Genomic DNA, 25,027 nt, shown 5'->3' on the forward strand with positions numbered 1-25,027 from the left:
GTATCCGGGAGCGGATGTCAGCCGTACAGTTTCTCGATCAGCGCGTTGATCTCATCGAGATCCGCGGTCGGCACGGCGACGAGGGGATGGGCGTCTTCGTCCTCGGGGTCTGCGAGGTATATGAGAGTGAGCCCATGCGCGGCGAGAAGCTCGTTCGCGCTGATGATCGCAGCACTGAGGTCGCCGATGTCGGCCACTTCTTCGAGGTCGATGCCGGTGCGGACGATGCGGGGGAGAGCGGGCAGCGCATCGGCGAGTTCGGCGCCGGTGTCGCTCTTGTCGAGATACGCGAGCGCGCCTGAATCGTCGAGGGCCTCGATCAGAGCATCCCAGGGCGATTCACCTGCTTCGACCGCCTCGAGGGCGGCAGGCGTGACCTCGGGATCCTCGTCGAGCAGATTGCAGAGGCGAGTCCAGTCGTCGAACGTGTTGGTCATGGTCGCTAGGTGATCACATGTGGAGGGCGCGCACAAGCCGCCGGGTCTCGCGCGCTATGCGAGAGGGACCGGATGCAGTCGTGTCACCTCGCGCGTCGCAAGATTGATGACGACTGCGGCGTCTTCGGGAACACGAGTCCACCCCTCCGCGTCGACGCCGCTGGAGATGACATGCACGGCCTTGTCGGTGACGCGGTAGTCCATGGCGTAGTACTCGGTGGCGTGGCTGGCCGGCATCGCCTCTACCGATTCGAAGAGCTCGCGCAGGGCTTCGACGGGCGAATCCACTCGACTGTTGATGTGGATGGCGAAGAGTTTCGCAGGGGTCAGAAGAAGAGCATTGAGGCTCGAGTTCGGAAACTCCCGCACGAGGATCTCGAGCGCACGAGTGACGCCTGCCACCTCGTCTCCGTCGGCCTCGCCGATGCATTGCATGATCAGGCGGAAGTAGCGCTCGCTGTCCGTATCGCCGACGAGTTTCGCTCGAGAGTGCGCGCTGAGCTGTGCTTCGAGGTGGTCGATCGGTGCGATATGACCGTTGTGCGCGAAGGCGTATCCGTCATCGGTGAAGGGATGGGTGTTCGCCGGCGAGACGGGTAGACCACCGGTCGCCCAGCGCAGGTGCACGAGTCCGCAGCATCCGAGGGGCTGATTCGCGAGCGCGTCGTACTGGGGGTCGATCGAGGCGGTTCGCACCGACGAGATCGCTTCTGTCTCGTCGCCGAGTGAGCGGTGCCATGCCATTCCCCAGCCGTCGCTGTGCACTTCGGTGAGTGCGGTGAAGGTATCGAAGTCGTCGCGTCCGAGAACGTCGACGACGGAGGTCGGGTGGTCAGTGACGTAGCCAAGCAAGCGGCACAAAGTGGGTTCTCCCTTCCGGTCATGGTCGAGCCTTCTCCTTTCTGCGCGTGCTGACAACCTCCTTATGCTGTCGTCCGTCCTGCACGCAACCCCCCTCTGCGCTTCATGGTCGGCTGGCACACTGAGGCCATGCGTACCGTCGGTGTGGAAGAAGAACTGCTGCTCGTCGATGCCGAAAGCGGGCGGCCGCTGTCCGTCGCCGCGCGCACCCTGCAGTACGCGGCTGAAGCCGCGGAACCCGCTGAGGATGCCGGAGATGCGTCTATTGCGGCATCCGGCGAATTCGCCCCCGATGAGGTGCCGGGAGGGTCGATCGAGCACGAGCTCCAGCAGCAGCAGATCGAGACCGACACGGTTCCGCACACGGATATGGCCGCTCTCGGTGAGGGTGTGCGCGCATGGCGCGACCAGGCGATCACCGCGGCGCGACGTGCGGGTGCGCGGGTGATCGCCTCTGGGACTTCGCCGCTGCCGGTCGAAGCGGCGATCGTCGGAAAGCCGCGATACCTGCAGATGGTCGAGCACTTCGGGCTGACGACGACCGAGCAGCTCACTGGCGCGTGCCACGTGCATGTGTCGGTGGAGTCCGATGATGAGGGCGTTGGCGTGATCGATCGCATTCGAGGCTGGTTGCCCGTGCTGCTGGCGTTGAGCGCGAACTCGCCGTTCTGGCAGGGCGAAGATACGAAGTACGCCAGTTTTCGCTCGCAGGCGATCATGCGCTGGCCCACGGCCGGGCCCACCGAGCGATTCGACACGGCCGAGAGCTACCACTCGCTCGTCTCGGCGATGATCGCTTCCGGGGTGATCTTCGACAAAGGGATGATCTACTTCGACGCACGCCTGTCGCACCACTACCCGACTGTGGAGATCCGTGTCGCCGATGTCTGCGCGGATGCCGCCGACACAGTGCTGATCGCCGCGCTGTGCCGTGGCCTTGTGGACACCGCCGCCGCGGAATGGCGGGCGGGGGAGGAGCCCCTGGCACTTTCTGTCGCCATGCTTCGGGTGATGAGCTGGCAGGCGGGACGATTCGGAATTGAAGGCAATCTGATCGACCCGCAAACGCTCGCGGCGCGCCCGGCGCGTGAGATCGTCGCCGACCTCGTCGACCATATCCGACCTGCTCTGCGCGAGAACGGCGACGAAGAACTCGTCGAACGGCAGATCGCGCAGATCCTCGAGCGCGGGAACGGCGCCATGCGCCAGCGGACCATGCTCGAGAAGACCGGGCAACTCAGCGACGTCGTCGCAGACCTCGCCACGGCCACAGCGGGGCTCGAAGGGTGAGCTACTCCGCGACCTCCGTGCTCGGTCGCGCCACCGCATCAGCAATGCGTGCCCAGATTCGCTGTCCCAGTTCTCGGTCGTATGGATCGAGAGGTGCCCATGAAATGTGACGAGGGTTGGTGAGGAAAGGGATCACGCGATTCAGGTGGCGTCGATCTTTGGGCGTGAGCCTGGCGAGACCAAGCGCTCGGGGAGTGCCCGTCGCGGCGCCGAGCACAGCAAGATCTTCGAGATGGCGTTGCGGATTTCGAGAATCGACTGCGTAGGCGGCGGCCTTGGCAACAATCGCTCCGAGGGGGTCTGGCACTTCAAGCTCCACCGACCGTTCATCACCTATGAGCGTGTACGTATCGCGACGCAGGAGCGCTTGCCCTGCGCCGGGGGAGCGCAGGAGCGGGCGTTGCATCCAACGGGTGGGCTCGTGGACATCTCGGGCGACCACAAGGTCGACGACATCCGCGCCTCGCGTGAATCGATGAACTGGATTTCCACGCGACGGATCGACCGTCTCGAATCCGAGCGCGGCGATTGCGCGCCCGATCGGTCAAGCCCAAGGCCGCTAAGACCCGTTCATGGGCTCGAATCAGATATGGCAAGCGTCAACTTTGGAACTCCTACCGGCACAAAACCGGCACAACGACCCCGGCCGCATGGGTTGCATCGAGCGGATCGTGCCGATTTGCTCAGCTTCGCTGACTCAACGACCAGGGAGAAAACTCAACCTGACCAGGGATAAAACTAAAAGTCCCCCACGAGTAGAAGCCTCGTGAGGGACAGTGGCTCCGACGGGCGTCGATCCCGTGACCTCACGATTTTCAGTCGTGCGCTCTACCAACTGAGCTACAGAGCCATGCGGCACATCATAAATCTGCCGCATCCTAGACGAAAGGCCCTTTTCGAAAAAAGGGCCCGTCGCTTAGAGCGACCCTGACGGGACTTGAACCCGCGACCTCCGCCGTGACAGGGCGGCACGCTAACCAACTGCGCTACAGGGCCATACTTTTTAAATTGTATCGGATGGAGTGACCCCAACGGGATTCGAACCCGTGCTACCGCCGTGAAAGGGCGGCGTCCTAGGCCGCTAAACGATGGGGCCGAAAGTCTGTCCCGGAGGACTTCCTTGCCGACGCTCAAGCATAAAGGATGTTTTGCCGAAAACACCAATCGAGGGCGAGTCTGCGGAACGCCCGGGCGTTTCTGCGCGACGATGGAGCGTTCGCAACGTGCCTGGATGCCCACGAAATCACCTGTTGCGGATGTGAAAGATGTTGTTAGTGTTGCATGAGTGATTCCTGTGAAAGGGGCCGTGTGAACGTCGAGCAGTCCGCAATGGATGCTGCGCTAGAGGCCGGCGACTCGTGCAACTGCGCGCCCAGTGCTGAAGAACGCAAGACGTTCTGGCAGAAGGGATCGCTGACCCGCCGCAATGCGCTGGGTCTCGGAGCTCTCAGCGTCGCGACCCTCAGTGCATTCGGGATCGGTGCCGGCGTCAACGCCGCCTACGCTGCCTCGTACCCGAGCTGGGACGATGTCGAGCGAGCGAAGAACAACGAGGCCGCGAAAGCCGCTGAGGTCTCACGCATCGAGGGACTGATCCAGTCGCTCACCCAGCGCGTCGCCGAGACCAAGGCCGCGGCAGAAGCAGCCGGCAACGAATTCTACGAAGCGCAGCAGGCGTACTTCGCTGCGATCGCCGAAGCGGAGTCGCTCCAGGCTCAGGCCGATGAACAATCGACGATCGCAGTCGAATCTGCCCGCAAGGCCGGCCAAGTCGCTGCCCAGCTCTATCGCAACGGCGGCGACGACACTGCACTTGAACTCTTCTTCGCCGGTTCCGCCGCCAGCGCCGACGACCTTCTATCGCGCCTCGGCACGATGGATAAGATGCTGGGCTTCAACCAGTCCGTCTACGACAAGGCCGTCGCAGCTCGAAACTCCGCACAGGCGCTGAGCGATCAGGCTGTCGTCGCCCGCACCGAGCGCGACCGCCTGCAGAAGATCGCCGAAGAGAAGATGATCGCCGCGCAGAACGCCGCGGCGGCAGCCGAGGCGGCGCTCGCCGAGCAGACCGAGTACCTCGGGACGCTCGAAGCGCAGCTCGCCGCCCTCAAGGACGACACGGCGAAGACCGTCGCCGACTACCAAGAGGGCGTTCGCGTTCGCGAGGCCGAGCGCAAGCGACGTGAAGAAGAAGCGCGTCGTCGCGCCGAAGAAGAAGCGCGTCGTCGTGCCGAAGAAGAAGCCAACAACAACAACAACAGCGGCGGCGGCGGAGGCGGTGGTGGCGGTGGCGGCGGCGGTGGAGGTGGCGGAAACGTCGGCTCCGGCGGCTGGGTCCGCCCGCACGGCGGATGGCGCAGCTCCGGATACGGCCCACGCATGGTGCAGTGCGGAAGCAGCTACTGCTCGAGTGGCTACCACTACGGCGTAGACCTCGCCAACGGCTGTGGCGCTGCCATCTATGCCGCGAACTCCGGCACGGTCGACTACGCCGGTTGGAATGGCGGCTACGGCAACTACGTGCGCATCCAGCACGGCGACGGCGTCGGCACCGGCTACGCTCACATCAACTCGTTCGCCGTCAGCAGCGGACAGTGGGTCAACTCCGGACAGGTCATCGCGTACGCCGGCAACACCGGCAACTCCTTCGGATGTCACCTGCACTTCGAGGTGTACATCTGGGGCGGATACACGAACCCGATCGACTTCATGGCGGCACGCGGGGTCTCGGTCTGAGCCCGCAGAACCTATGAAGAAGCCCTCGGCCGCAACTGCGCTGCCGAGGGCTTCTTCGTGGAATTCTGAGGTCAGTGCGTTTCGCCTGCGCGAACGATGGCCTCGTCGAGGATGCGCTGCGCTTCGGCGGCGTTGCCCCACTCGTCGACCTTGACCCACTTGTTGGGCTCGAGGTCCTTGTAGTGCTCGAAGAAGTGCGCGATCTCCTTCTTCGTGTACTCAGCGATGTCGTCGATGTCCTGGATGTGCGCCCAGCGCGGATCCTTGGCGAGCACAGCGACGAGCTTGTCATCGCCGCCGGCTTCGTCGCTCATCTTGAGCACGGCGACCGGACGCACCTCGACGACGACGCCGGGGAAGATGGCGTGATCGAGCAGCACCAGCACATCAAGCGGGTCGCCGTCTTCGCCGAGAGTGTTGTCGAAGTACCCATAATCAGCCGGATATCCGAAGGTCGTGTAGAGCACACGGTCGAGGTGGACTCGTCCGGTCTCGTGGTCGACTTCGTACTTCACGCGGCTGCCGCGCGGGATCTCGATGACGGCGTCGTGTGCGCCCATGCGTGTACTCCTCAGGAAAAACGGGTGGATGCCGCGGACTAGCCTACCCGCGCGTGCGGAAGAGCTTGTTCAGCGCTCTTGCGAGAGTGCCGGTGAGCGCCAGGAGGAAGAGGGCGAAGTACCCGACTGACCCGAACACGATGACGACGATCAGTGCAATGCCGAACAGGATCGCCGAGGCGATGTCCGCCATCGCGCCCATGCGTATCCGCTGCGGATCAGCCCGCGTGTACGTCGGATGCCGCAGAAGATAGATGCGCGCCGCGAAAGTGGTGAACTGCGTGAGGATCAGCGTGCCGATGTACAGCACAGCCTGCAGCGGGTCCGAGTCCATCTGGCCGATCATGGCGGTCGGCACCGGCAGCCAGACGATCGTCGCCATCCAGGCCACGTTGATCCACAGCAGCGGACGGGTGATCACCTCGACGTCGTTGTACTGGCGGTGATGCCCGATCCATGAGTTCGCGATGAGCACGAAACTGAGCACGAAGCTGGTCAGCTGACCGCTGTGCTCGCCCAGGAAATCGGCGGTGCTGAGTTTGTCGGATGCTGCGTCCGAGACGGAATCCATCAGCGGCAGGATCAGCAGCGTCATCGCGATTGCGACCACTGCGTCGACGAACGCCTTGAATCGCTCGGTGGAGAACGACTGCGTCATCTGCTGGGGCTCTGTCACTCGCCCAGAATATGACCGGGATGCTTCTCGCGATAGATGCGCTTCGGTGTCGTACCGTGGAAGGATGCCTTCGCTCCCGCCTGCCGTCGCTGAGATCCGCCTTGCCGTGCGGGTCGTGCTCGCCGATCTGACCGATGGTGCGACCGTGATCGTCGCGCTGTCCGGCGGCGCAGATTCGCTCGCGCTTGCCGAGGCGACCGTTTTCGAAGCGCGCTCTCGCGGGATGCACGTGCTCAGTGCCACGATCGATCACGGCCTGCAGGATGGCTCAGATGAGGTCGCGGCGTCGGTCGCGGTGAAGGCTGAGGGCCTCGGCATCCGCTCCTTTGTTGCGCGAGTCGACGTTTCGTCCGCTGAGGGGGGACTCGAGGCTGCCGCGCGCGACGCGCGCTACGCGGCGCTGCGCGGCATTGCCGCGAGCGAACGAGCGGATGCTGTCCTGCTCGGACACACTCTCGATGACCAGGCAGAGACCGTCCTGCTCGGGCTCGCCCGCGGATCCGGAGCGGCCAGCCTGCAGGGGATGGCGCCGCGACGCGAGGACGAGGACGGCACCGTCTGGCTGCGCCCGATGCTGGGGGTGCGCCGCGCGACGACAGAGGCGTTCTGCGCAGCATCCGATCTGGAGCCGTGGCACGATCCGCACAACAGTGAGCACCGTTTCGCGCGGGTGCGGGTGCGCGAGAACGTACTGCCGGTGCTCGAATCAGAGCTCGGCCCTGGGATCGCTGAGGCGCTCGCGCGCACGGCCGAGCAGCTTCGCGAGGATGCTGAGGCGTTCGACGAGATGGTCCACGAGACCATCGAAGACATCGTCGAGCACGCTGAAGCCGGCATCTCGGTCAGCGTCGCGGCACTCGCGGCGAATCCCGCAGCCCTGCGCAACCGCATCATCCGTCTGGTCGCCCACAGCGAGTTCGGTGCGAGCCTTTCGCGCACGCAGACGATTGAAGTGGCCCGCCTCGTCACCGACTGGTCGGGTCAGGGCCCGATCGATCTTCCGGGGTGCGCCGCATACCGGGATGGTGCGCGGATCGTCTTCAGCGCACGGTAGCGGCGAAGCCGCGCCGCGCCGCGACTACTTCTTGCCGCCGAAGAGGCCGCCGAGCAGGTCGCCGATGCCGCCGCCACCCGAAGACGAGCCGCCGCCGAGAATTCCGCCCAGAATGTCGCCGATGCCGCCACCGCCGGACGAGTCGCCGCCGCCGAGCAGGCCGCCGATGATGTCGCCGAGCCCGCCACTGGATTCACCGGACGCGGCACCCGAGTCAGCCTTGCCCTTGGTCGCGTTGGCGATGAGCCCCATCACGATGGGTGCGAGGATCGGCAGGAGCTTGCCGAAGTCGATGCCAGGCGTCTTCTCGGAGGCATTGAGCTTCGCGGCAACCTCGCCGGCGTCGCTTCCGAGCACGTGCTGCACGATCTTGCCGCCGTCGGTCTGATCGATGTCGTCGACCTTGTTCGCGCCGGGTTTTCCCTCGTGGCGCTTGAGAGCGTTCTGAATCGCAGTCGAACCCTCAGCGGTCTGCGCGTTCTTCGCGAGGCCGCTCAGCAGCACGGCGCCGCCCTGTTCGACGGCCTTCGAGGCCTCGGCAGGTGAGACCCCGAGCTTCGCGGCGATGTCGTCGATCGGAACCTGCTTGAGAATGTCGTCAAGAGCCATGGGAGATCCTTCCGTCGGGGCATCCGCCCGCTCAGTCCCCACAGTATTACCGAACCCACAGCATCCGTCACCTAAAATCAATTCATGCGCGCGGCTGAGATTCAGGATGACCTTGCAGAGATCCTTGTCACCGAGGAACAGATCCAGGCGAAGCTCCAAGAGCTCGCCGACCGAGTCGCGAAGGACTACGAGGGCAAAGACATCCTCCTCGTGGGCGTGCTCAAGGGTGCTGTCATGGTGATGGCGGACTTCGCCCGCGCACTGCCCTTCCATGCTCCGATGGACTGGATGGCTGTCTCGAGCTACGGTTCCAGCACGAAGTCCAGCGGTGTCGTCCAGATCCGCAAGGACCTCGACACCGACCTGCACGGCAAGCATGTGCTCATCGTCGAAGACATCATCGACTCGGGCCTTACCCTCAGCTGGCTGCTCGAGAACTTCGAGTCCCGCGGACCGGAGTCGATCGAGGTGCTGGCGCTGCTGCGCAAGCCAGAGGCTGCGAAAGTCGAGATCGACTGCAAGTACGTCGGCTTCGACATCCCGGTCGAGTTCGTCGTCGGTTACGGCCTCGACTACGACGAGCGCTACCGCAACCTGCGCGATGTCGCAGTGCTCGCGCCGCACGTTTACAGCTGAACGCCGGTCCCTTAGCCTGCCGAACGATCCCTGAGCCTGTCGAACGATCCCTGAGCCTGTCGAACGATCCCTGAGCCTGTCGAAGGGTACGCCAGGGGCGAATCACAGCGAGGCCCAAGGACGCGCGCGATACGCTGAACGGACCATGGACGTGAAGAAGATCACCCGAAACCCGCTGCTGTATGTAGTGCTGATCGGTGTCCTGCTGTTCGGCGGATTCTTGCTGATCTCGAACCTCGGCGCCCCGAAGCAGATCACCACGCAGCAGGGACTCGACCTGCTCGCGGGCGAAACAGTCACCGAGGTGACGACCACCGACGGCGATCAGCGTGTCGACATGACGCTGTCGAAGGCCTTCGAAGACTCGAAGGAAGTCCAGTTCTACTACCTGGAGGCGCGCGCCGACGAGGTCGTCACGGCGATCAGCTCCGCTGACCCGAAGGATGGCTTCAACGACGTCGTGCCGCGGGCCACCTGGTTCGACGGCATCCTCTCGCTCCTTCTTCCGCTCGTGCTGCTGGGTCTGCTGTTCTGGTGGCTGCTCTCGTCTATGCAGGGTGGCGGCGGCAAGGTCATGCAGTTCGGCAAGTCCAAGGCGAAGCTCGTCAGCAAGGAGACCCCGACGGTCACCTTCGCCGACGTCGCCGGTGCCGATGAGGCTATCGAAGAGCTCGAAGAGATCAAGGAGTTCCTCCAGGATCCTGCGAAGTTCCAGGCCATCGGCGCCCGCATCCCGAAAGGCGTGCTGCTGTACGGCCCTCCCGGAACCGGAAAGACCCTCCTCGCCCGCGCTGTCGCCGGCGAGGCCGGCGCTCCGTTCTACTCGATCTCGGGGTCAGACTTCGTCGAGATGTTCGTCGGTGTCGGAGCATCCCGCGTTCGCGACCTGTTCAGCCAGGCCAAGGAGAACGCGCCAGCGATCATCTTCATCGACGAGATCGACGCCGTCGGCCGCCACCGCGGTGCCGGCATGGGCGGCGGAAACGACGAGCGCGAGCAGACGCTGAACCAGATGCTCGTCGAGATGGACGGCTTCGACCCGAACGCGAACGTCATCGTGATCGCGGCGACCAACCGTCCCGACATCCTCGACCCCGCGTTGCTTCGCCCCGGCCGCTTCGATCGTCAGATCGGTGTGGATGCTCCGGGACTGAAGGGCCGCCTGCACATCCTGCAGGTGCACGCCAAGGGCAAGCCGCTCGCGAAGAGCGTCGACCTCGAGGTCGTCGCCCGCAAGACTCCCGGTTTCACCGGTGCAGACCTGGCGAACGTCCTCAATGAGGCAGCACTCCTCACTGCGCGCTCCAACGCGCAGCTCGTCGACAACCGCGCGCTCGATGAGGCCATCGACCGTGTGATCGCAGGCCCCCAGCGACGTACGCGCGTCATGAAGGACCGCGAGAAGCTCATCACCGCGTACCACGAGGGTGGTCACGCGCTCGCCGCGGCAGCGATGAACTACACCGACCCGGTGACCAAGATCACGATCCTGCCTCGAGGCAAGGCCCTCGGTTACACGATGGTGATGCCGCTGGATGACAAGTACTCGGTCACCCGCAACGAGCTGCAGGATCAGCTCACCTACGCGATGGGCGGACGCGTCGCCGAAGAGCTCATCTTCCACGACCCGACCACGGGCGCATCCAACGACATCGAGAAGGCGACGAGCATCGCCCGCAAGATGGTCATCGAATACGGTATGACGACCGAGCTCGGCCCGGTCAAGCTCGGCTCTGAGGGCGGAGAGCCCTTCGCCGGCCGCGACATGGGCCGCGGGCGCGAGTACTCCGAGACGGTCGCCGCACGCGTCGACGTCGAGGTGCGGGCGCTCATCGAGCAGGCGCACGACGAGGCGTACCAGGTGATCAGCGACAACCGCGACATCCTCGACCGTCTTGCGCTCGCGCTGCTCGAGGAGGAGACCCTCGACCACAACGAGATCGCTGAGATCTTCTCCGACGTGCGCAAGCTTCCCGAGCGTCCGCTGTGGCTCTCGAGCAGCGAGCGCCCGGTGTCGGATCGCCCTCCGATCGAGATGCCGAAGCGCGTCATCCCTGCCGATGCCGCGGCCTCTGTCGAAGGCTCAGCGGATGCTGCGGCATCCCTTGGCGCAACCGGCGGCGCCCCGGCATCGGGGCAGGCGCGCCCGGCGACGGCCTGACCATGGCCATCGACCGGGAAAGGGTCGAACGGCTGACCCGCGAGCTGCTCGAGGCCATCGGTGAGGATCCCGATCGACCGGGACTCAAGCAGACCCCGAGCCGAATGGCAGATCTATACGCCGAGCTCTTCGCTGGAGTGGGCGAAGACGCTGCCGCCCCCCTCTCTCGCACGATCAGCGTCTCGCGCGGCCCCGCACCCGAGACGCTGGCGTCGGGCGCTGTGCTGCTGCGTGACATCCGCTTCCGCTCTGTCTGCGAGCATCATCTGCTGCCGTTCGCCGGTCACGCGCATATCGCGTACCTGCCCGGTGAGCAGGTGGTCGGTCTCGGCGCGCTCGTGAAGGTCGTCGAGATCCTCTCCGCTCGTCCGCAGGTGCAGGAGCGGCTCGGCGAGCAGATCGCCGACACGATCGACGAGCACCTCGACACCCGTGGTGTCCTCGTCGTTCTGGATGCTGTGCACGGCTGCGTGACTATGCGCGGAGGACGTCAGACGGATGCCTCGACGCTCACGATCGCGGCACGTGGTGAGTACCGCGAACCGGCGTCGCGTGCGGAGCTCATCGCGTTGATCGGCGGGACCCTTCGACAGGCTCAGGGACCGGAGTTGCATGTTCAGGGACCGGAGTTGCATGTTCAGGGACCGGAGTTGCATGTTCAGGGACCGGAGTTGCAGGCTCAGGGACCGGAGTTGCATGTTCAGGGACCGGATCAATGACCGGGATCTGGGGGATCGTCAACGTCACCACTGACTCGTTCAGCGATGGCGGACGCTACATCGACCGCGATCATGCGATCGCGCACGGCCTGATGCTGCACGCTGCCGGGGCAACTGTGCTCGACATCGGCGGTGAGTCCACCCGCCCAGGCTCTGAGCGTGTGGACCCTGCCATCGAGCAGCAGCGCGTCGTCCCGGTGATCGAGGCGCTCGCGGAGCGCGGGGTCGCGGTGAGCGTCGACACGCTCAACGCATCGACCGCGGCCGCTGCGGTGCGTGCGGGCGCGCGCATCGTCAATGACGTGTCCGGCGGACTCGCCGACCCTGACATGCGCGCGGCGGTCGCCGAGTCCGGCGCCGACTTCGCAATCGGGCACTGGCGCGGCCCGTCCTTGGACATGTACGCCCGCGCCGAGTACCGACGCGCCTCGCGTGAGGTGGCGGCAGAGCTGCGCGAACGCATTGGCGAAGCAGCCCAGGCCGGCATCGCACCGGCGCGCATCATCGTCGATCCAGGAATCGGCTTCGCCAAGACAGGTGACCAGAACTGGGATGTGCTGCGCGGACTCGCTGATGTCACGGCCCTGGGCTACCGCGTGCTTATCGGCACTTCGCGCAAGCGGTTCCTGAGCGCGGCCCTTCGACAGGCTCAGGGATCAGGGACAGACGCATCTCAGGATCGTCTCGACCTCGCAACCGCGGTCACCAGCGCTCTCGCTGTTCGCCACGACGTCTGGGCAGTCCGTGTGCACGACGTCGGCGCGACGCGCGACGCGATCGCGATCGCGCGGGCATGGGAAGGATGAGCATGTCGACCACGGATGAGATCCGCCTCACTGGCCTGACCGTGTTCGGGCGGCACGGCGTCTTCGACCACGAACGCGAAGACGGACAGGACTTCACGATCGACCTGCGTCTTCTGGTCGATCTGTCGGCTGCCGCGGCATCCGATGACGTGACCGACACCGTGCATTACGGGGAGCTGGCCGAGAAGGTGGCCGCGGTCGTCGCCGGCGACCCGGTGAACCTCATCGAGAAGCTCGCGCAGCGCATTGCGGACGCCGCCCTGGGCGACGAGCGCGTGCACGAGGTCGAAGTCACAGTACACAAGCCCCATGCACCGATCCCGCTGACCTTCGCCGATGTGTCGGTCACCATCCGCCGCGCCAGGACGGCGGCCCGCTGATGGTCCGGATGCCTCCGATTCCGACGCCCGATCCTCGCCCTGGCCGGGATGCTGTTCGCGCGGTCGTCGCCTTCGGCGCCAATCTCGGAGATCGTGCCGCGACGATCCGTCAGGCGGCCGAACGCATCGCACGGCTTCCGCTTGTTGAAGATCTGCGGCTGTCCGAGCTGCATGAGAGCGTTGCCGTCCGCCTCGACGGGCCGGACCCCGATGCCCCGGCGTATGTGAACGCCGTGGCGGTGCTGACGACGCGGCTTGCGCCGCAGGTGCTGCTCGGGCTCCTGCATGCGATCGAAGACGAGCACGGCAGAGTGCGCGCGGAACGCTGGGGCGACCGCACCCTCGATCTGGATCTCATCGTCTACGGCGATGTGGTCTCCGATGATCCTCACGTGCTGCTGCCGCATCCCCGGGCAGCCGAGCGGCTGTTCGTTCTCGAACCGTGGCTGAGCCTCGATCCGGATGCGGAGATTGCGGGCGCTGGCCGGGTCGCCGACCTCGTCGAGGCGCTGCGAAGATGAAGCGCACCTCTCCGCTCGTCCTGATTCTGCTCGCCATTGCGGGCGGAGGCATCGGCTATCTCGTCGATCATCTGCTCACGATCGGCGGCCGCGCGACCTTCTCGCCATCGACCCTTCTGCCCGTTCTGCTTCTGCTGCTCGCCGCGGCAGTGCTCGCGCTGGCCTGGCCGGTGCGGCGGAGCGTGCGCGGGCATGCACGCATCGATCCCTTCCGCGCGATGCGAGCAGCGACACTGGCGCGCGCATCCAGCCTGCTCGGTGCGATCGTCACCGGTTTCGGAGCAGGGCTGTCAGCGTTCCTCCTGTCGCGCCCCGTGGGTCCCCAGGTAGGGTCGATTGTGGCCATGACGGTGCTGGTCGCGAGTTCGCTTGTTCTCGTGGTCGCGGCTCTCGTCGCCGAACAGTTCTGCACTCTTCCAAAGGATCCTGATGACCGACAGCCAGATGACCCCGCCGGAGCCGCAGGGGACTGAGCTTCCACATTCCGCCGACCCGGTGCTGGATCACGGCTCCTACGACCAGCTGCGCCAGCCCCGTGGAGCGGGCCGTCTCGAACTCGATGGCCGGTGGCATCAGATCTCTCCGCGCTATGTCGCGTCGCAGTTCGTGCAGAACGGCATCCTTCTCGTTCTCCTGATCGCCGTGGTGCTGGTGGTCGCATTCGTGCTGCACCAGCAGTGGGTGTGGATTCCCGGCGGTATCGTCGCTGTGCTGATCGTGGGGACGCTCGTGATCCTGCCGCGTCAGGCGAAGGCCATCGGCTACATGCTGCGCGATGACGACATCGTCTTCCGCCGGGGCATTCTGTGGCAGCGCATCATCGCCGTCCCCTACGGACGCATGCAGCTCGTCGACATCACCCACGGGCCGCTCGATCGCGCGTTCGGCGTCTCTCAGCTGAAGATGGTCACGGCGGCCGCTGCCACGGGCGTGCAGATCCCCGGTCTCACGCAGGCCGCGGCCGAATCGCTCCGCGACACGCTCATCGACGTCGCCGAGACCCGCCGGACCGGCCTGTGAGCACGCCGGAACAGCACGACCCGAACCTGCAGCCGGCGGCTTCGGTCGCCGAGACCAGTGACCTCGCCGACGGCGAATGGCACCGACTGCACCCGCTGACGCCGCTGTTCAAGGGCGGCCTGGTGCTCATCATCGTCGCGGGCATCGTTCTGAACAACTTCCGCGAGCGGATCATCTTCTGGCTCGTCAGTCTCTTCGCGCCGAAAGAAGCGCACGTCGAAGACTTCGGCGGCGGCGACCCCGTCGATTGGGTGCTGGAGAACAACCTCATCCTGGTCGCGATGCTCATCGTGCTCGGGGTGCTGGTGATCCTCCTCGTGGGGTTCTGGCTGGTGTGGCGGTTCCAGCAGTTCCGCATCTCTGACGAGTACGTCGAAGTGCGCAAGGGCATCATCTTCCGCTCTCAGCGCCGCGCGCCGCTCGACCGCGTGCAGGGCGTCAACCTGACCAGGCCCTTCCCCGCCCGTCTGATCGGGATGGCCAAGCTCGAGGTCGTCGGTGCCGGAACCGATGCGAACGTGCCGCTGGAATACCTCTCGACTCCGAAGGCCGAGACGGTGCGCACGGACATCCTCCGACTGGCATCGGGCGCGCGAGCCGCGCGTGCGGTGCGCCAGAGCGGTCGCGTGGACCAGAGCGGCCACCCTGAGAGCGGCGTGGCGCAGACTATGCGCTCGCAACTGGTCGGGTCGGTGAACGACGGCGTCAGCGGCATCATCGGCGGGGTGGACCTCGATGACGTCGCGCCTGAGAGCGTCGTGAAGATCCCGACCGGCAGGCTCGTCGGATCTCAATTGCTCTCCGGTGTGCTGTGGTTCGGGTTCTTCATGATCCTCTTCGCCATCATGCTGGCCTTCACCGTTCCCGCGATCCTCTCTGATACATCGGGACCGGAGGCCACCTTCGCGATTCTCGGAGTCACGCTCGGCGTCGGAATTCCGCTGGTGATCGCCACTGTTGCGATCACCTGGGCGCAGATCTCGAAGTCGCTGCGCTACTCGATCGCGCCGACCGCCGACGGCATCCGCATCACTTACGGACTGTTCACGACGATCACCGAGACGATCCCCCCGGGGCGGATCTTCGCGGCCGAGGTCACGCAGTCGCTGCTGTGGCGTCCGTTCGGATGGTGGACGATCAAGATCAACCGGATGAGCGGCAAGAGCCTCTCGCAGCAGCAGTCCAGCACCGCGCAGCAGTTCAACATCGTGCTGCCGGTCGGCATCGCAGCCGACGTGCAGCGGGTGCTCGAGCTCATCGTGCCCGATCTGCCGGCAGACGACCTGCCGCTGGTGTGGGAGCACGGCATCCGGGGGCCGCAGCCGGACACAGACCCGTACCGGGTGATGGCCCGTCGCGCATGGTGGCGACGTCCCTTCTCGTGGAAGCGGCACGGGTTCGCCGTCACCGACTTCGCACTGCTGCTGCGCCGCGGGGTGTTCTGGCGGAAGCTGGCGATCTTCCCGCTCGTGCGGCTGCAGGGCATCTCTGCGGAGCAGGGACCGATCGATCGAGCGCAGCGCGTCGGAGCCCTCAAGGCGCACAGCGTCACCGGTCCCGTGCTCGGCGACGTCGTCGGTATCGAGAGCGCGCACGTGAACGAATCGCTCGATGACATCGCGCATCGCGCCGCGTCTGCCGTGCAGCGCGATCACGGTCACCGTTGGGCAGAAGAGGCAACTCCAGAGGAGCCGCATGAATCGTGATGGTCGGCTCGGAGTCGGCATCATCGGCGCAGGCCGAGTCGGCCCCGTGATCGGTGCGGCTCTCGGCGGCGCAGGTCACGCGGTGGTCGGAATCACGAGCGGCTCCGATGACGATCGAGTCGCCGGTGTTCTCCCCGATGTGCCCGTGCTCGATGCCGAAGAAGTGCTCCGGCGCAGCGAGCTGGTGATTCTGGCGGTTCCGCACGACGAGCTGCCCGGCCTGGTGCGGGGCCTCGCCGAAGTCGGCGCCTGGCAGCCAGGACAGCTCGTGCTGCACACCGATCCTGCCTATGGCATCGGCGTGCTCGAGCCCGCGCAGCGAGCGGGCGTCATTCCGCTGGCTGTGCATCCGGCGATCTCGTTCACCGGCACCTCGATCGACCTGCGCCAGCTGCAGGCGAGCTTTGCCGCGGTCACCGCTCCCGCCCCGGTGCTGCCGATCGCTCAAGCCCTCGCTGTCGAGCTCGGCTGCGAACCGGTCGTGATCAGCGAAGAGGACCGCGCAGCCTACGCAGAGGCGATCGCCACGGCATCCGAATTCTCACGCGCGATCATCGGTCAGTCGACCTCGCTGCTGCGCGGCATCGGCATCGACAACCCGGGTGGATACCTGTCGGCGCTCGTGCAGTCGACGGTCGAGACGGCGCTGCGCGAAGCATCCGACTGAGCAGGTTCTCGACGAAAAGAACGGGGTCAGCGCCCGCCGGAGAAGCCGCCGCCTCCTCCTCCGCCGGAGAATCCTCCGCCGGAGGAGCCGCCGAAGCCGGACGAGCTCGAGGTCGAAGGGGCCGAGTACGTCGACGCGGAGTGCACCGACGACGAGAACGCGCCCAGTGCGTACCACTGGAAGCCCACGTTGGAACTGCCCATCCAGGCGGCCTGCTGATTCGCCTGGCGGTAGCTGTGCTCGAGCACCTCGCCCCACTCGCGCTCCTGCCCGAACACGATCGCATAGGGGAGCAGTTTCTCGTAGACGTGGATGACATCGACGCTGCCGTCGCTGCGGCGATCGGCGCCGCTGTAGGACTGCAGCATCCGCAGACGATCTTCTTCGGCGACGCGGATGAACTCGCGCACTCCGTCGAGATACTCCAGCTGCAGCGCCCCCTCTTTCGTCAGCACGGTGTGCGTGCGGAACGCTGAAACGGTCGTGATCACGAGGAGTATTCCGCTGGCGAGCGTGATGAAGAACACCGGACCCGCGGACTCTCGACCGGTGAACATGCTCCACAGCAGCAGCACGGCAAGGGCTGCGAACACCGCGATCGCGATGACCTGGATGACGCGTGCCACCGTGCTCGATGCCTTCGTCGTGAGCCCGCGCTCGGCGGCCGCGGCCGGACCACTCGCGATCATGCTCTGCATCCGCGCGGCGAAGGACTCATCATTCTTGGGCAGCTCGAATACGGTGCCGCTCGACACTGAGCCGAACAGCAGCTGCAGTGCGTTCGCGTCAAGGGGATCGCGGGGCGGGGCGTCACGCCGACGCAGCCGCGGCTGTTTGTCGGTGCTCCCGTCTGGGAGCTCTTCGATCTGCAGCGACCCGCGCACCGCGAGGTGGATGATCTCGGCAGCGATAGGGTTCTTCGCATCGGGATGGATTGCGCCTGCGAGCAGCGGCGGCATGTCATCGGGGACGTCGTACTGCGCGATCACGATGCCGGTGCCGCGACGGCGTCGACGGATCATGCTCTTCGTCGCGAGCCATCCGCCGAGGGAGAGCAGGAGGACTCCGCCGCCCAAGGGGTACGGCGCGATATCGGTTGCGGCGTTGGGAAGGCGTGCGGGCGGCTGTGTGATGGTGCCGGCTTCCAGGGCGATCGCCACAGTGATGCCCGAACCCGCCGCAAGGTCGTTCTGCTCGATGGTGAACACGCCATTGCCGTCGCCCTGCAGTTCGCACTGCGTCGCGGAGCCGAAGCCGCCCTCATAACAGGCCGTGTCGCCGGTGAGATGGGACGTGAGTGAATCATCGAAGATGATCTCGGCTCGGAAGACAGCGATGTCCTGCGTGCTGTCGAGGGGCAGCAGGTCCCAGTAGAACTCGTCGACCTTCGTCTCTGTCGCGGCGAGGATGATGTCACGCATCTCGTACTCGATCACGTAGGTGGTCGCGCCGTGCACGAACTCATCGCCTCCGGTGAGGACGTACAGGATGCCGTCGTCCTCTTCGGTCTCGTACTCGACGTCGTTGCCGCTCTCATCGCGAACGGAGAGGATCGACGGCTCGGTGCTGGCGCCTCGATAGGAGAGCGGATAGCCCGCGACGATCCCGCGGTTCTGATCGAACTCGGGGAACTCGGCAACACGAGTCTCCTGGACGTGCAGGGTTGCCCGTCCGTCGTCGTCGATTCCGACCTCGAAGGTCGCGTCCCACGAGGAGAAGTCGAAATCGTCGACATCGGTGGGCTGCGAGGCTGCGGATGCCGCGGCGATGGGCCCTGCGAGCAGGACTCCTGCAGCGATGAGCGCGAGTGCGAGTGACCGGAGGCGCATGCTACGAGGTTAGCCGCAAGCGGGCCCGGTAAACTCGAAGCTGACTTGCAAGGAGCCCCGATGACTGACGCGTCCACCGCGCCCGCTGACAACACCCCGGACAACGCCGAAGGCGATGACGTTCATGAGCAGAAGGCTGTTCGTCTTGCCAAGCGCGAGCGCCTGATCGCGCAGCGATCGGATGCCGCCGGCGGAGCCTTTCCGGTCGGAGTCCCCGTCACGCACTCGATCCCCGCGCTGCGTGCGGAGTATGCCGAGCTCGAAGCAGGTGAAGAGACCGGCGTCACCGTCGGCATCGCCGGCCGCGTCGTCTTCAGCCGCAACACCGGCAAGCTGTGTTTCGCCTCGCTGCAGGCCGGCGATGGCTCGCGCATCCAGGCGATGATCTCTCTCGCCGAAGTGGGCGAGGAGTCGCTCGCCCGGTGGAAGGAGTACGTCGATCTGGGTGATCACGTCTTCGTGCACGGGCAGGTGATCTCCAGCCGCCGCGGCGAGCTGTCGATCATGGCAGATGACTGGACGATCGCATCCAAGGCGATCCTGCCTCTGCCGAACGCCTATGGCGAGCTGAGCGAGGAGAGCCGGGTCCGCAGCCGTTACCTCGACCTGATCGTCCGTGAGCAGGCTCGCACGACGGTGCGCGCACGTGCAGCCGTCAATGCCAGCCTTCGTGCGACCTTCGCGTCGCACGAGTACCTCGAGGTCGAGACGCCGATGCTGCAGGTGCAGCACGGCGGAGCATCCGCTCGTCCGTTCATCACCCACTCGAACGCCTTCGACACCGAGCTCTACCTGCGCATCGCACCTGAGCTGTATCTGAAGCGCGCGGTCGTCGGCGGCATCGAGCGTGTGTTCGAGATCAACCGCAACTTCCGCAACGAGGGCGCCGATTCCACGCACAGCCCGGAGTTCGCGATGCTCGAGGCTTACCAGGCTTACGGCGACTACAACCAGATGGCAGAACTCACTCAGGAGCTCGTGCAGCAGGCGGCGATCGCCGTCAGCGGCTCGACGACGGTCACCTGGGCCGATGGCACCGAGTACGAGCTGGGCGGCGAGTGGGATCGCGTCTCGATGTACGACTCGCTCTCTGCGGCGGCCGGGCGCGAGTTCACGGTCGATGACTCGGTGGCAGAGCTCACCGCGTTCGCCGAGAAGCACGGCGTGGACCTCCCCCCGCATGCAACCCACGGAAAGCTGATCGAAGAGCTCTGGGAGCACTTCGTCAAGGTCGATCTGACCCGCCCCACGTTCGTCATGGACTTCCCCGTCGACACCTCGCCGCTGGTGCGCGAGCACCGCTCCCGCGCTGGCGTCGTCGAGAAGTGGGACTTGTACATTCGCGGGTTTGAGCTGGCGACAGGATATTCCGAGCTCGTCGACCCCGTCATCCAGCGCGAGCGCTTCGTCGAGCAGGCGAAGCTCGCAGCCCGCGGTGATGTCGAGGCGATGCGTGTCGATGAAGAGTTCCTGCGTGCGCTTGAGCACGGCATGCCGCCGACGGGCGGTATGGGCATGGGCATCGACCGTCTGATCATGGCGATCACGGGTCTCGGCATTCGCGAGACGATTCTCTTCCCGCTCGTCAAGTAGCACTCAGCCGCGGCGGAACGTCCACTCGGGGAGGACCGCCGCGCTGATGAGCGTGCTGAGCAGCTGCGCCAAGGAGTACTCCGGGTCTATCTCTGTCGCGGCCTCGAGGTAGTGCGCAGCGTGCGTCGAGCGTCCGAGCGCCCACGACAGCCACGCTGCCACCGTCAACGGAGCGGCCCGGTAGGGGCGCGGTGCGCGTGCGGCCACGTTGCGCGCGAGGGTCAGAGCCAGCCGGAGACGGTCGGCATCGGGTGCATCGCCCTGCCCGATGAAGATCTCGCCCAGCTCGGGGGGCACCGCCGTGCCGTGGTGCGTGAAGGCGAGCTGCGCGCCGAGGATCTCGATGCCGGTGGGCAGGTCCGTTGCCCACTGCACCAGCGCGGCGTCACGGAAGGTCGGCCGGTTCAGGCACCACAGCAGCGCTGCCGAAGCGAACGGCGGCAGGTTCTCGGGTCGCTCGAGCGCCGTCTCGAAGAACAGCGGCAGATCATCGAGCAGGAGCGACGCATTGATCGCCTGCGGATTCGCACGTGCGCTTCGCGGGGCGCGTTCGTGGTCGAGAACCTCTGTGAGGTCGTGCAGAGCCCGCCCCACCCGTTCTTTCTCAGCGAGGTCGACCTGGGGCAGCTCCGCGCCGTCGGCCTGGTCGCCGGAGACGTCGGCGATGCCGGGCACGGGCGGCGGGCCGGGGATGTCGTCGAGGGAGCCCAAGGTCGGCTCATCATCCAGGTAGCTCGACCATCCGGATGCCATGACGCAGAGCGCATCGACGATGCGCAGCCCCGAGTCCATCGCGACAGAGAGCAGATCCTCGACGACGACGGTGTGAGGAAGCACCATTCCGTCTCTCGTGCACTGCGGCGGCTCGTCGGTGTAGACCACGAGGGCGACGGCATCCGTCTTGCTCACTCGCGAGACCAGCCCGACGGCGGCGTCGACGAACTCCTCGACTTCGACGGTGTCTCGCGGGAGGTCGATCCGCATGGCTCCGTGTGCGCGGGAGCTCGCGAACGGCACGAGCATGATGCTCTGCCGCGGGGTGAAGCCGGCAAGAGCCGGGACGAGGCCGAGGAACTCGGCAGAATCTGCTGCTTTCAGGACTGTGGTCATGCAGAGAGTGTGCTCGAACGGGCGCCCGCAGAACGGCGATCCACAGCCGCGATCGGTACTTCGTGATTGTGCAGAACGAGTGAGCTTCGCTCAGTGCCGACCGCGTACGATAGAGGCATGGACAACTTCTGGGCGGCAGCGGCATGGTCGATTCTGCCGACCCTGGGAGTCGGTGTCGTGTTCTTCTTCGTGCTGCGGGGGATCCTCCGATTCGACCGCACCGAACGCAAGGTGCACTCGCAGATCGAGGCAGAAGAGCGCGCGGCGCGCGGCCTGCCGCCGCGCACCTGATTGCAACGTCCCCGGCACACAGTACGCTGATGGGGTGCGTCTGATCCGGCGCCCGTTGACGTTGGCCAGGGGTGCGCATGAATCTGAATCTGAACCCGATTCAGTGGCCGTGGTGGGTTCTCGCGCTCGCCGTGGTGGTTGATATCTCGATCCGCATCACAGCGATCATCGTGATCCCGCGCAATCGGCGGCCCACGTCGGCGATGGCCTGGCTGCTCGCCGTCTTCTTCATCCCGTACCTGGGTGTGCTGCTGTTCCTCGTCATCGGCAACCCGCGCCTGCCTCGTGCGCGCCGCCGCAAGCAGGATCAGATCAACGAATACATCGCCGAGACCAGCGACCATCTGCGCTTCGGCACCCTGCGACCCCACGCGCCCGACTGGCTGCGATCCGTCGTCGGGATGAACGAGCGTCTGGGGGCGCTGCCGATCTCGGGTGACAACGGTGCGCACCTGATCAGCGACTACCAGGAGTCACTCGACGCCATGGCAGAGGCGATCCGCGGCGCCGAGCAGTATGTGCACGTGGAGTTCTACATTCTGCAGTCCGATGCGGCGACCGATAATTTCTTCCGTGCGATGGAAGAAGTGGCAGCGCGCGGCATCCCGGTGCGGGTTCTTCTCGATCACTGGGCCAACCGGTGGAAGCCCAACTATCGCAAGACCATCAAGCGGCTCGACGCGATGGGGGCGAACTGGCATCTGCTGCTGCCGATGCAGCCGCTCAAGGGACGCATGCAGCGCCCTGATCTGCGCAACCACCGCAAGCTCCTCGTCGTCGATGGCACCGTCGGGTACCTCGGTTCGCAGAACGTCACCGATTCGTCGTACAACCTGCCGAAGAACATCAAGCGAGGCCTGCACTGGGTCGATCTGATGGTCCGCGTCGACGGCCCGATCGTGCTGAGCCTGAACGCGATGTTCCTCTCTGATTGGTACAGCGAGACCGACGAGATCCTCAGCGAGATCGACATCACTCATCCTGCATCGGGCTCGGGAGATCTGGACTGCCAGATCGTGCCGTCCGGTCCCGGATTCGAAGTCGAGAACAACCTGCGTCTGTTCCTCGCGCTGCTGTACGGCGCGCAGAAAAGGATCATGATCGTGAGCCCGTACTTCGTGCCCGACGAAGCGATGCTGCTCGCAGTGAGCGCGGCATGCGACCGCGGCCTGCAGGTCGAGCTCTTCGTCTCCGAAGAGGGTGATCAAGCCGTCGTCTACCACGCCCAGCGCAGCTATTACGAGGCGCTGCTGCGGGCCGGTGTGCGCATCTGGATGTATCGCAAGCCGTACATTCTGCACACCAAGAGCCTCACCATCGATGACGAGATCGCGGTGATCGGGTCAAGCAACATGGACATGCGCTCGTTCGGTCTCAACCTCGAGGTCTCGATGCTCGTACGCGGTGCGGAGTTCGTCGACGAGCTGCGCGCCGTCGAAAACCAGTACCGTGCGCTGAGCCGCGAGCTCACTCTCGAGGAGTGGCTGAAGCAGCCGCTGCGCTCTACCGTGCTCGACAACCTCGCGCGGTTGACCTCGGCTCTGCAGTAGCGTTCTGCGAGGGCTTACGCGCTAATCTGAAGCCATGATCACGCCGTCGCGTCTGGTTCTGTCTGCATCGGCTGCGCTCGCCGCGGCACTGCTCCTGGTCGGGTGCACCGGATCGGCCGGCGAGCAGCCGCCGACGAGCAGCGCGGCGCCAGACGATTCGAACAGCACCGACGACATCGGCGACGACTTCGAAGCGGCCTGGCTCGACAACGGCCGGATGTTCTCGATCGTGACGTGGGGTTCTTCGTCCTGCGTTCCCATCGTCGATGAGATCTCCGCTGAGGGACAGAAGGTCACGGTCTCGCTCGTTGATGCGCCGAACGCCGACGGCAGTGAGAGGGTGTGCACGGCGGACTTCGCTCCGCGCGCGAGCATCGGCGGCCTTCCCGAAGGCGTTGATCCGACGAAGGACGTCGAGTTCATCGTGACGCTCGGTGACATCACCGAAGACGTCGAGCTCGACGGGAACGCGGCGCTCACCGGAACCGGTGGCGAGGCCACCGACTACGAGCCCAGCGCCGGATGGTTCGATGACGACGGCATCGTGCTGCTCACGTGGGGCTCGTCGACGTGCCCGCCGATCGTCGAGAACGTCGAGGTGCAGGATGCTGGCGCCACCGTCACTTTCACGACCGAAGACGGCGCCTGCACGATGGACATGGTGCCGCGGGCGACGCTTCTGGGCATGAGTGACGACGTCGATGACGACGAGGACTTCACGCTCACGCTCGTCGGGGGCAACCTCGACGGGGCCGTGCACGTTCTGCGGGGCTGAGCCCGCTCAGAGCTGGTCGACCGGGTGCCCCTCGGGCAGAGCGAGTAGCAGCGCGCCAGGGGCTACACGGCAGCGGATGCGAATGGCCAGTCCGAACTCATCGCCGTCGAGCTCGATGGCGGTCGGGGAGATCGGAGCGACCTCGGCGGTCTGCCCGTGCAGATAGCGCACGGAGGCACTTCTCCCTCGGCGCTGCAGCACGAGACGGCCGGCGCGGAAACGGCGCAGCACGGAGTTGTCCCACCAGATCTTGCGCCAGACCCCCAACCAGCCGAACGGGCCTGCGGGCTGGATGACGGCGATGTCCATTGCTCCGTCGGTGATGGATGCGGAGGGGATCAGCGCGATGCCGGCAGGCAGGGTGCCGCAGTTGGCGAACAGCACGCTGTGCACCTTGGTCGAGTGCAAGCGTGACTCATCGACCTGGTAGACGATGCGGAACGGCTTCGCATTCGGCAGCGACCGTGCGGCTCCGTCGACGTAGGCGACCCAGCCGACGGACTTCTTGAGGTCAGGTCGGGTGTTCGCGATCATCGCGGCATCCAGGCCCATACCGGCGACCACGACGAACGCGTGCTCGTCGCTTTCGCCGTTCTCCCGCGTGAGCGCTGCCCACCCGATATCAATGGAATGCCGAAAGCTGCCGAGCGCGGCACGGATCATCCGGTCGGGGTCGAGCAAGGGGAGTCCGAGGTTGCGCGCGAGAAGGTTTCCGGTGCCGCTCGGCACGATCGCGAGGGGTACGTCGGTGCCGGCCATGGCCTCGGCGACCGCGCGCACCGTGCCGTCGCCACCGGCGACGAGCACAACATCGACGCCGGTGGCGATTGCCTCACGGGCCGCCTGCTGCCCGGCATCCTCGATCGAGGTCGGATAGAACGAGGGTGCTTCCCAGCCGGCCTCGCTCGAGAGGTCGTGCAGCGCACTGCGCAGGCGCTTCTCGTCCACCTTGATGGGGTTGTAGACGAGGGCAGCGTGGCGGGGAAGTGCCGTGCTGTTCGTCATGGGGTTCACTCTACGGCCACGGCCTAGACTTGGAG

Annotated in this window: 25 protein-coding genes, 3 tRNA genes and 1 pseudogene; 18 read left to right on the forward strand and 11 right to left on the reverse strand. The window is 65.6% G+C overall.

Annotated features, from left to right (window positions below; genetic code table 11):
- Nucleotides 1–17: 17 nt before the first annotated feature.
- Both ACN0RC_RS06380 and ACN0RC_RS06385 read right to left on the reverse strand, forming a co-directional pair.
- The gene (locus tag ACN0RC_RS06380) at nt 18–437 is read right to left on the reverse strand and encodes a hypothetical protein (RefSeq protein WP_417509944.1); all 420 of its coding nucleotides are present in this window, start codon (nt 435–437) and stop codon (nt 18–20) included.
- Nucleotides 438–491: 54 nt separating this feature from the next.
- The gene (locus ACN0RC_RS06385; protein WP_417509946.1) at nt 492–1,298 is read right to left on the reverse strand and encodes a class II glutamine amidotransferase; all 807 of its coding nucleotides are present in this window, start codon (nt 1,296–1,298) and stop codon (nt 492–494) included.
- Nucleotides 1,299–1,427: 129 nt separating this feature from the next.
- Here ACN0RC_RS06385 and ACN0RC_RS06390 point away from each other — a divergent pair, with 129 nt between their 5' ends.
- Nucleotides 1,428–2,588: a glutamate--cysteine ligase gene (locus ACN0RC_RS06390; RefSeq protein WP_417509948.1), complete on the forward strand. Its 1,161-nt coding sequence runs from the start codon at nt 1,428–1,430 to the stop codon at nt 2,586–2,588.
- Between the two features lie 106 nt (nt 2,589–2,694).
- Complete coding sequence (locus ACN0RC_RS06395; protein WP_417509950.1) at nt 2,695–3,324, forward strand: hypothetical protein; 630 nt, start codon at nt 2,695–2,697, stop codon at nt 3,322–3,324.
- A 41-nt stretch (nt 3,325–3,365) separates the two neighbouring features.
- On the opposite strand, the gene ACN0RC_RS06400 is transcribed toward ACN0RC_RS06395, so the two are convergent.
- From ACN0RC_RS06400 to ACN0RC_RS06410, 3 genes are all read right to left on the reverse strand, one after another.
- Nucleotides 3,366–3,438, reverse strand: a tRNA-Phe gene (locus ACN0RC_RS06400).
- A gap of 72 nt (nt 3,439–3,510) precedes the next feature.
- A tRNA-Asp gene (locus tag ACN0RC_RS06405) sits at nt 3,511–3,584 on the reverse strand.
- A gap of 27 nt (nt 3,585–3,611) precedes the next feature.
- Nucleotides 3,612–3,684, reverse strand: a tRNA-Glu gene (locus ACN0RC_RS06410).
- 185 nt (nt 3,685–3,869) lie between these two features.
- Between ACN0RC_RS06410 and ACN0RC_RS06415 the strand changes: the two genes are divergently transcribed.
- The gene (locus ACN0RC_RS06415; protein WP_417509952.1) at nt 3,870–5,324 is read left to right on the forward strand and encodes a M23 family metallopeptidase; all 1,455 of its coding nucleotides are present in this window, start codon (nt 3,870–3,872) and stop codon (nt 5,322–5,324) included.
- Between the two features lie 71 nt (nt 5,325–5,395).
- Here ACN0RC_RS06415 and ACN0RC_RS06420 read toward each other — a convergent pair whose 3' ends face one another.
- Both ACN0RC_RS06420 and ACN0RC_RS06425 read right to left on the reverse strand, forming a co-directional pair.
- Complete coding sequence (locus ACN0RC_RS06420) at nt 5,396–5,884, reverse strand: inorganic diphosphatase (RefSeq protein ID WP_417509954.1); 489 nt, start codon at nt 5,882–5,884, stop codon at nt 5,396–5,398.
- A gap of 43 nt (nt 5,885–5,927) precedes the next feature.
- Nucleotides 5,928–6,560, reverse strand: a complete 633-nt coding sequence (locus ACN0RC_RS06425) for a TMEM175 family protein (protein WP_417509956.1) — start codon at nt 6,558–6,560, stop codon at nt 5,928–5,930.
- 64 nt (nt 6,561–6,624) lie between these two features.
- On the opposite strand from ACN0RC_RS06425, the gene tilS reads away from it, so the two are divergent.
- Entirely contained in the window at nt 6,625–7,614 is a 990-nt protein-coding gene (gene tilS / locus ACN0RC_RS06430; protein WP_417509958.1) for a tRNA lysidine(34) synthetase TilS, read from the forward strand.
- A gap of 24 nt (nt 7,615–7,638) precedes the next feature.
- Here tilS and ACN0RC_RS06435 read toward each other — a convergent pair whose 3' ends face one another.
- A complete protein-coding gene (locus tag ACN0RC_RS06435) occupies nt 7,639–8,223 on the reverse strand; it encodes a DUF937 domain-containing protein (protein ID WP_417509960.1) in 585 nt (194 codons plus the stop codon).
- 84 nt (nt 8,224–8,307) lie between these two features.
- On the opposite strand from ACN0RC_RS06435, the gene hpt reads away from it, so the two are divergent.
- From hpt to ACN0RC_RS06485, 10 genes and pseudogenes are all read left to right on the forward strand, one after another.
- A complete protein-coding gene (gene hpt / locus ACN0RC_RS06440; protein WP_417509962.1) occupies nt 8,308–8,859 on the forward strand; it encodes a hypoxanthine phosphoribosyltransferase in 552 nt (183 codons plus the stop codon).
- Between the two features lie 145 nt (nt 8,860–9,004).
- Entirely contained in the window at nt 9,005–11,020 is a 2,016-nt protein-coding gene (gene ftsH, locus ACN0RC_RS06445; RefSeq protein WP_417509964.1) for an ATP-dependent zinc metalloprotease FtsH, read from the forward strand.
- A 2-nt stretch (nt 11,021–11,022) separates the two neighbouring features.
- Nucleotides 11,023–11,601, forward strand: a pseudogene (folE, locus tag ACN0RC_RS06450) (GTP cyclohydrolase I); the annotation flags it as partial.
- Between the two features lie 134 nt (nt 11,602–11,735).
- A complete protein-coding gene (gene folP, locus ACN0RC_RS06455) occupies nt 11,736–12,545 on the forward strand; it encodes a dihydropteroate synthase (protein WP_417509966.1) in 810 nt (269 codons plus the stop codon).
- A gap of 2 nt (nt 12,546–12,547) precedes the next feature.
- Entirely contained in the window at nt 12,548–12,925 is a 378-nt protein-coding gene (gene folB / locus ACN0RC_RS06460; RefSeq protein WP_417510450.1) for a dihydroneopterin aldolase, read from the forward strand.
- An 8-nt stretch (nt 12,926–12,933) separates the two neighbouring features.
- Nucleotides 12,934–13,446 carry a 2-amino-4-hydroxy-6-hydroxymethyldihydropteridine diphosphokinase gene (folK, locus tag ACN0RC_RS06465; protein ID WP_417509968.1) on the forward strand — a complete coding sequence of 171 codons (513 nt, stop codon included), beginning with the start codon at nt 12,934–12,936 and terminating at the stop codon, nt 13,444–13,446.
- On the forward strand, nt 13,443–13,919 hold the full coding sequence (locus ACN0RC_RS06470) for a DUF3180 family protein (protein WP_417509970.1): 477 nt from the start codon (nt 13,443–13,445) through the stop codon (nt 13,917–13,919). Before folK ends, ACN0RC_RS06470 begins: the two co-directional genes overlap by 4 nt.
- The gene (locus tag ACN0RC_RS06475) at nt 13,876–14,466 is read left to right on the forward strand and encodes a PH domain-containing protein (RefSeq protein ID WP_417509972.1); all 591 of its coding nucleotides are present in this window, start codon (nt 13,876–13,878) and stop codon (nt 14,464–14,466) included. Before ACN0RC_RS06470 ends, ACN0RC_RS06475 begins: the two co-directional genes overlap by 44 nt.
- Nucleotides 14,463–16,172, forward strand: coding sequence for a PH domain-containing protein (locus ACN0RC_RS06480; protein ID WP_417509974.1), 1,710 nt, complete (start codon nt 14,463–14,465; stop codon nt 16,170–16,172). The genes ACN0RC_RS06475 and ACN0RC_RS06480 overlap by 4 nt, the downstream gene beginning before the upstream one ends.
- Complete coding sequence (locus ACN0RC_RS06485; protein WP_417509976.1) at nt 16,162–16,839, forward strand: DUF2520 domain-containing protein; 678 nt, start codon at nt 16,162–16,164, stop codon at nt 16,837–16,839. The genes ACN0RC_RS06480 and ACN0RC_RS06485 overlap by 11 nt, the downstream gene beginning before the upstream one ends.
- 26 nt (nt 16,840–16,865) lie before the next feature.
- On the opposite strand, the gene ACN0RC_RS06490 is transcribed toward ACN0RC_RS06485, so the two are convergent.
- A complete protein-coding gene (locus ACN0RC_RS06490; protein ID WP_417509978.1) occupies nt 16,866–18,668 on the reverse strand; it encodes a DUF2207 domain-containing protein in 1,803 nt (600 codons plus the stop codon).
- A gap of 60 nt (nt 18,669–18,728) precedes the next feature.
- On the opposite strand from ACN0RC_RS06490, the gene lysS reads away from it, so the two are divergent.
- Entirely contained in the window at nt 18,729–20,261 is a 1,533-nt protein-coding gene (lysS, locus tag ACN0RC_RS06495) for a lysine--tRNA ligase (protein WP_417509980.1), read from the forward strand.
- Nucleotides 20,262–20,264: 3 nt separating this feature from the next.
- Here lysS and ACN0RC_RS06500 read toward each other — a convergent pair whose 3' ends face one another.
- Complete coding sequence (locus tag ACN0RC_RS06500; RefSeq protein ID WP_417509982.1) at nt 20,265–21,371, reverse strand: DUF4192 family protein; 1,107 nt, start codon at nt 21,369–21,371, stop codon at nt 20,265–20,267.
- Between the two features lie 117 nt (nt 21,372–21,488).
- Here ACN0RC_RS06500 and ACN0RC_RS06505 point away from each other — a divergent pair, with 117 nt between their 5' ends.
- The 3 genes from ACN0RC_RS06505 to ACN0RC_RS06515 all read left to right on the forward strand — a co-directional run bounded on the left by ACN0RC_RS06505 (nt 21,489) and on the right by ACN0RC_RS06515 (nt 23,987).
- Nucleotides 21,489–21,662, forward strand: a complete 174-nt coding sequence (locus ACN0RC_RS06505) for a hypothetical protein (protein ID WP_417509984.1) — start codon at nt 21,489–21,491, stop codon at nt 21,660–21,662.
- Between the two features lie 77 nt (nt 21,663–21,739).
- Nucleotides 21,740–23,212, forward strand: coding sequence for a cardiolipin synthase (gene cls, locus ACN0RC_RS06510; RefSeq protein WP_417509986.1), 1,473 nt, complete (start codon nt 21,740–21,742; stop codon nt 23,210–23,212).
- Nucleotides 23,213–23,246: 34 nt separating this feature from the next.
- Entirely contained in the window at nt 23,247–23,987 is a 741-nt protein-coding gene (locus tag ACN0RC_RS06515) for a hypothetical protein (protein ID WP_417509987.1), read from the forward strand.
- Nucleotides 23,988–23,993: 6 nt separating this feature from the next.
- Here ACN0RC_RS06515 and ACN0RC_RS06520 read toward each other — a convergent pair whose 3' ends face one another.
- Nucleotides 23,994–24,992 (reverse strand): diacylglycerol/lipid kinase family protein, encoded by a 999-nt coding sequence (locus ACN0RC_RS06520; protein WP_417509989.1) that lies wholly within the window; start codon nt 24,990–24,992, stop codon nt 23,994–23,996.
- Nucleotides 24,993–25,027: the final 35 nt, after the last annotated feature.

Source organism: Microbacterium sp., from assembly GCF_048259935.1.
In the GTDB taxonomy this organism is placed as follows: domain Bacteria; phylum Actinomycetota; class Actinomycetes; order Actinomycetales; family Microbacteriaceae; genus Microbacterium.

Bases quoted from the DNA above. Each gene is read 5' to 3' on its own strand.
- ACN0RC_RS06380 (WP_417509944.1), bottom strand. From the start codon at position 437: ATGACCAACACGTTCGACGACTGGACTCGCCTCTGCAATCTGCTCGAC.
- ACN0RC_RS06390 (WP_417509948.1), top strand. From the start codon at position 1,428: ATGCGTACCGTCGGTGTGGAAGAAGAACTGCTGCTCGTCGATGCCGAA.
- ACN0RC_RS06415 (WP_417509952.1), top strand. From the start codon at position 3,870: ATGAGTGATTCCTGTGAAAGGGGCCGTGTGAACGTCGAGCAGTCCGCA.
- ACN0RC_RS06420 (WP_417509954.1), bottom strand. From the start codon at position 5,884: ATGGGCGCACACGACGCCGTCATCGAGATCCCGCGCGGCAGCCGCGTG.
- tilS (WP_417509958.1), top strand. From the start codon at position 6,625: ATGCCTTCGCTCCCGCCTGCCGTCGCTGAGATCCGCCTTGCCGTGCGG.
- ACN0RC_RS06435 (WP_417509960.1), bottom strand. From the start codon at position 8,223: ATGGCTCTTGACGACATTCTCAAGCAGGTTCCGATCGACGACATCGCC.
- hpt (WP_417509962.1), top strand. From the start codon at position 8,308: ATGCGCGCGGCTGAGATTCAGGATGACCTTGCAGAGATCCTTGTCACC.
- ftsH (WP_417509964.1), top strand. From the start codon at position 9,005: ATGGACGTGAAGAAGATCACCCGAAACCCGCTGCTGTATGTAGTGCTG.
- folP (WP_417509966.1), top strand. From the start codon at position 11,736: ATGACCGGGATCTGGGGGATCGTCAACGTCACCACTGACTCGTTCAGC.
- folB (WP_417510450.1), top strand. From the start codon at position 12,548: ATGTCGACCACGGATGAGATCCGCCTCACTGGCCTGACCGTGTTCGGG.
- folK (WP_417509968.1), top strand. From the start codon at position 12,934: ATGCCTCCGATTCCGACGCCCGATCCTCGCCCTGGCCGGGATGCTGTT.
- ACN0RC_RS06470 (WP_417509970.1), top strand. From the start codon at position 13,443: ATGAAGCGCACCTCTCCGCTCGTCCTGATTCTGCTCGCCATTGCGGGC.
- ACN0RC_RS06475 (WP_417509972.1), top strand. From the start codon at position 13,876: ATGACCGACAGCCAGATGACCCCGCCGGAGCCGCAGGGGACTGAGCTT.
- ACN0RC_RS06485 (WP_417509976.1), top strand. From the start codon at position 16,162: ATGAATCGTGATGGTCGGCTCGGAGTCGGCATCATCGGCGCAGGCCGA.
- ACN0RC_RS06490 (WP_417509978.1), bottom strand. From the start codon at position 18,668: ATGCGCCTCCGGTCACTCGCACTCGCGCTCATCGCTGCAGGAGTCCTG.
- lysS (WP_417509980.1), top strand. From the start codon at position 18,729: ATGACTGACGCGTCCACCGCGCCCGCTGACAACACCCCGGACAACGCC.
- ACN0RC_RS06500 (WP_417509982.1), bottom strand. From the start codon at position 21,371: ATGACCACAGTCCTGAAAGCAGCAGATTCTGCCGAGTTCCTCGGCCTC.
- ACN0RC_RS06505 (WP_417509984.1), top strand. From the start codon at position 21,489: ATGGACAACTTCTGGGCGGCAGCGGCATGGTCGATTCTGCCGACCCTG.
- cls (WP_417509986.1), top strand. From the start codon at position 21,740: ATGAATCTGAATCTGAACCCGATTCAGTGGCCGTGGTGGGTTCTCGCG.
- ACN0RC_RS06515 (WP_417509987.1), top strand. From the start codon at position 23,247: ATGATCACGCCGTCGCGTCTGGTTCTGTCTGCATCGGCTGCGCTCGCC.
- ACN0RC_RS06520 (WP_417509989.1), bottom strand. From the start codon at position 24,992: ATGACGAACAGCACGGCACTTCCCCGCCACGCTGCCCTCGTCTACAAC.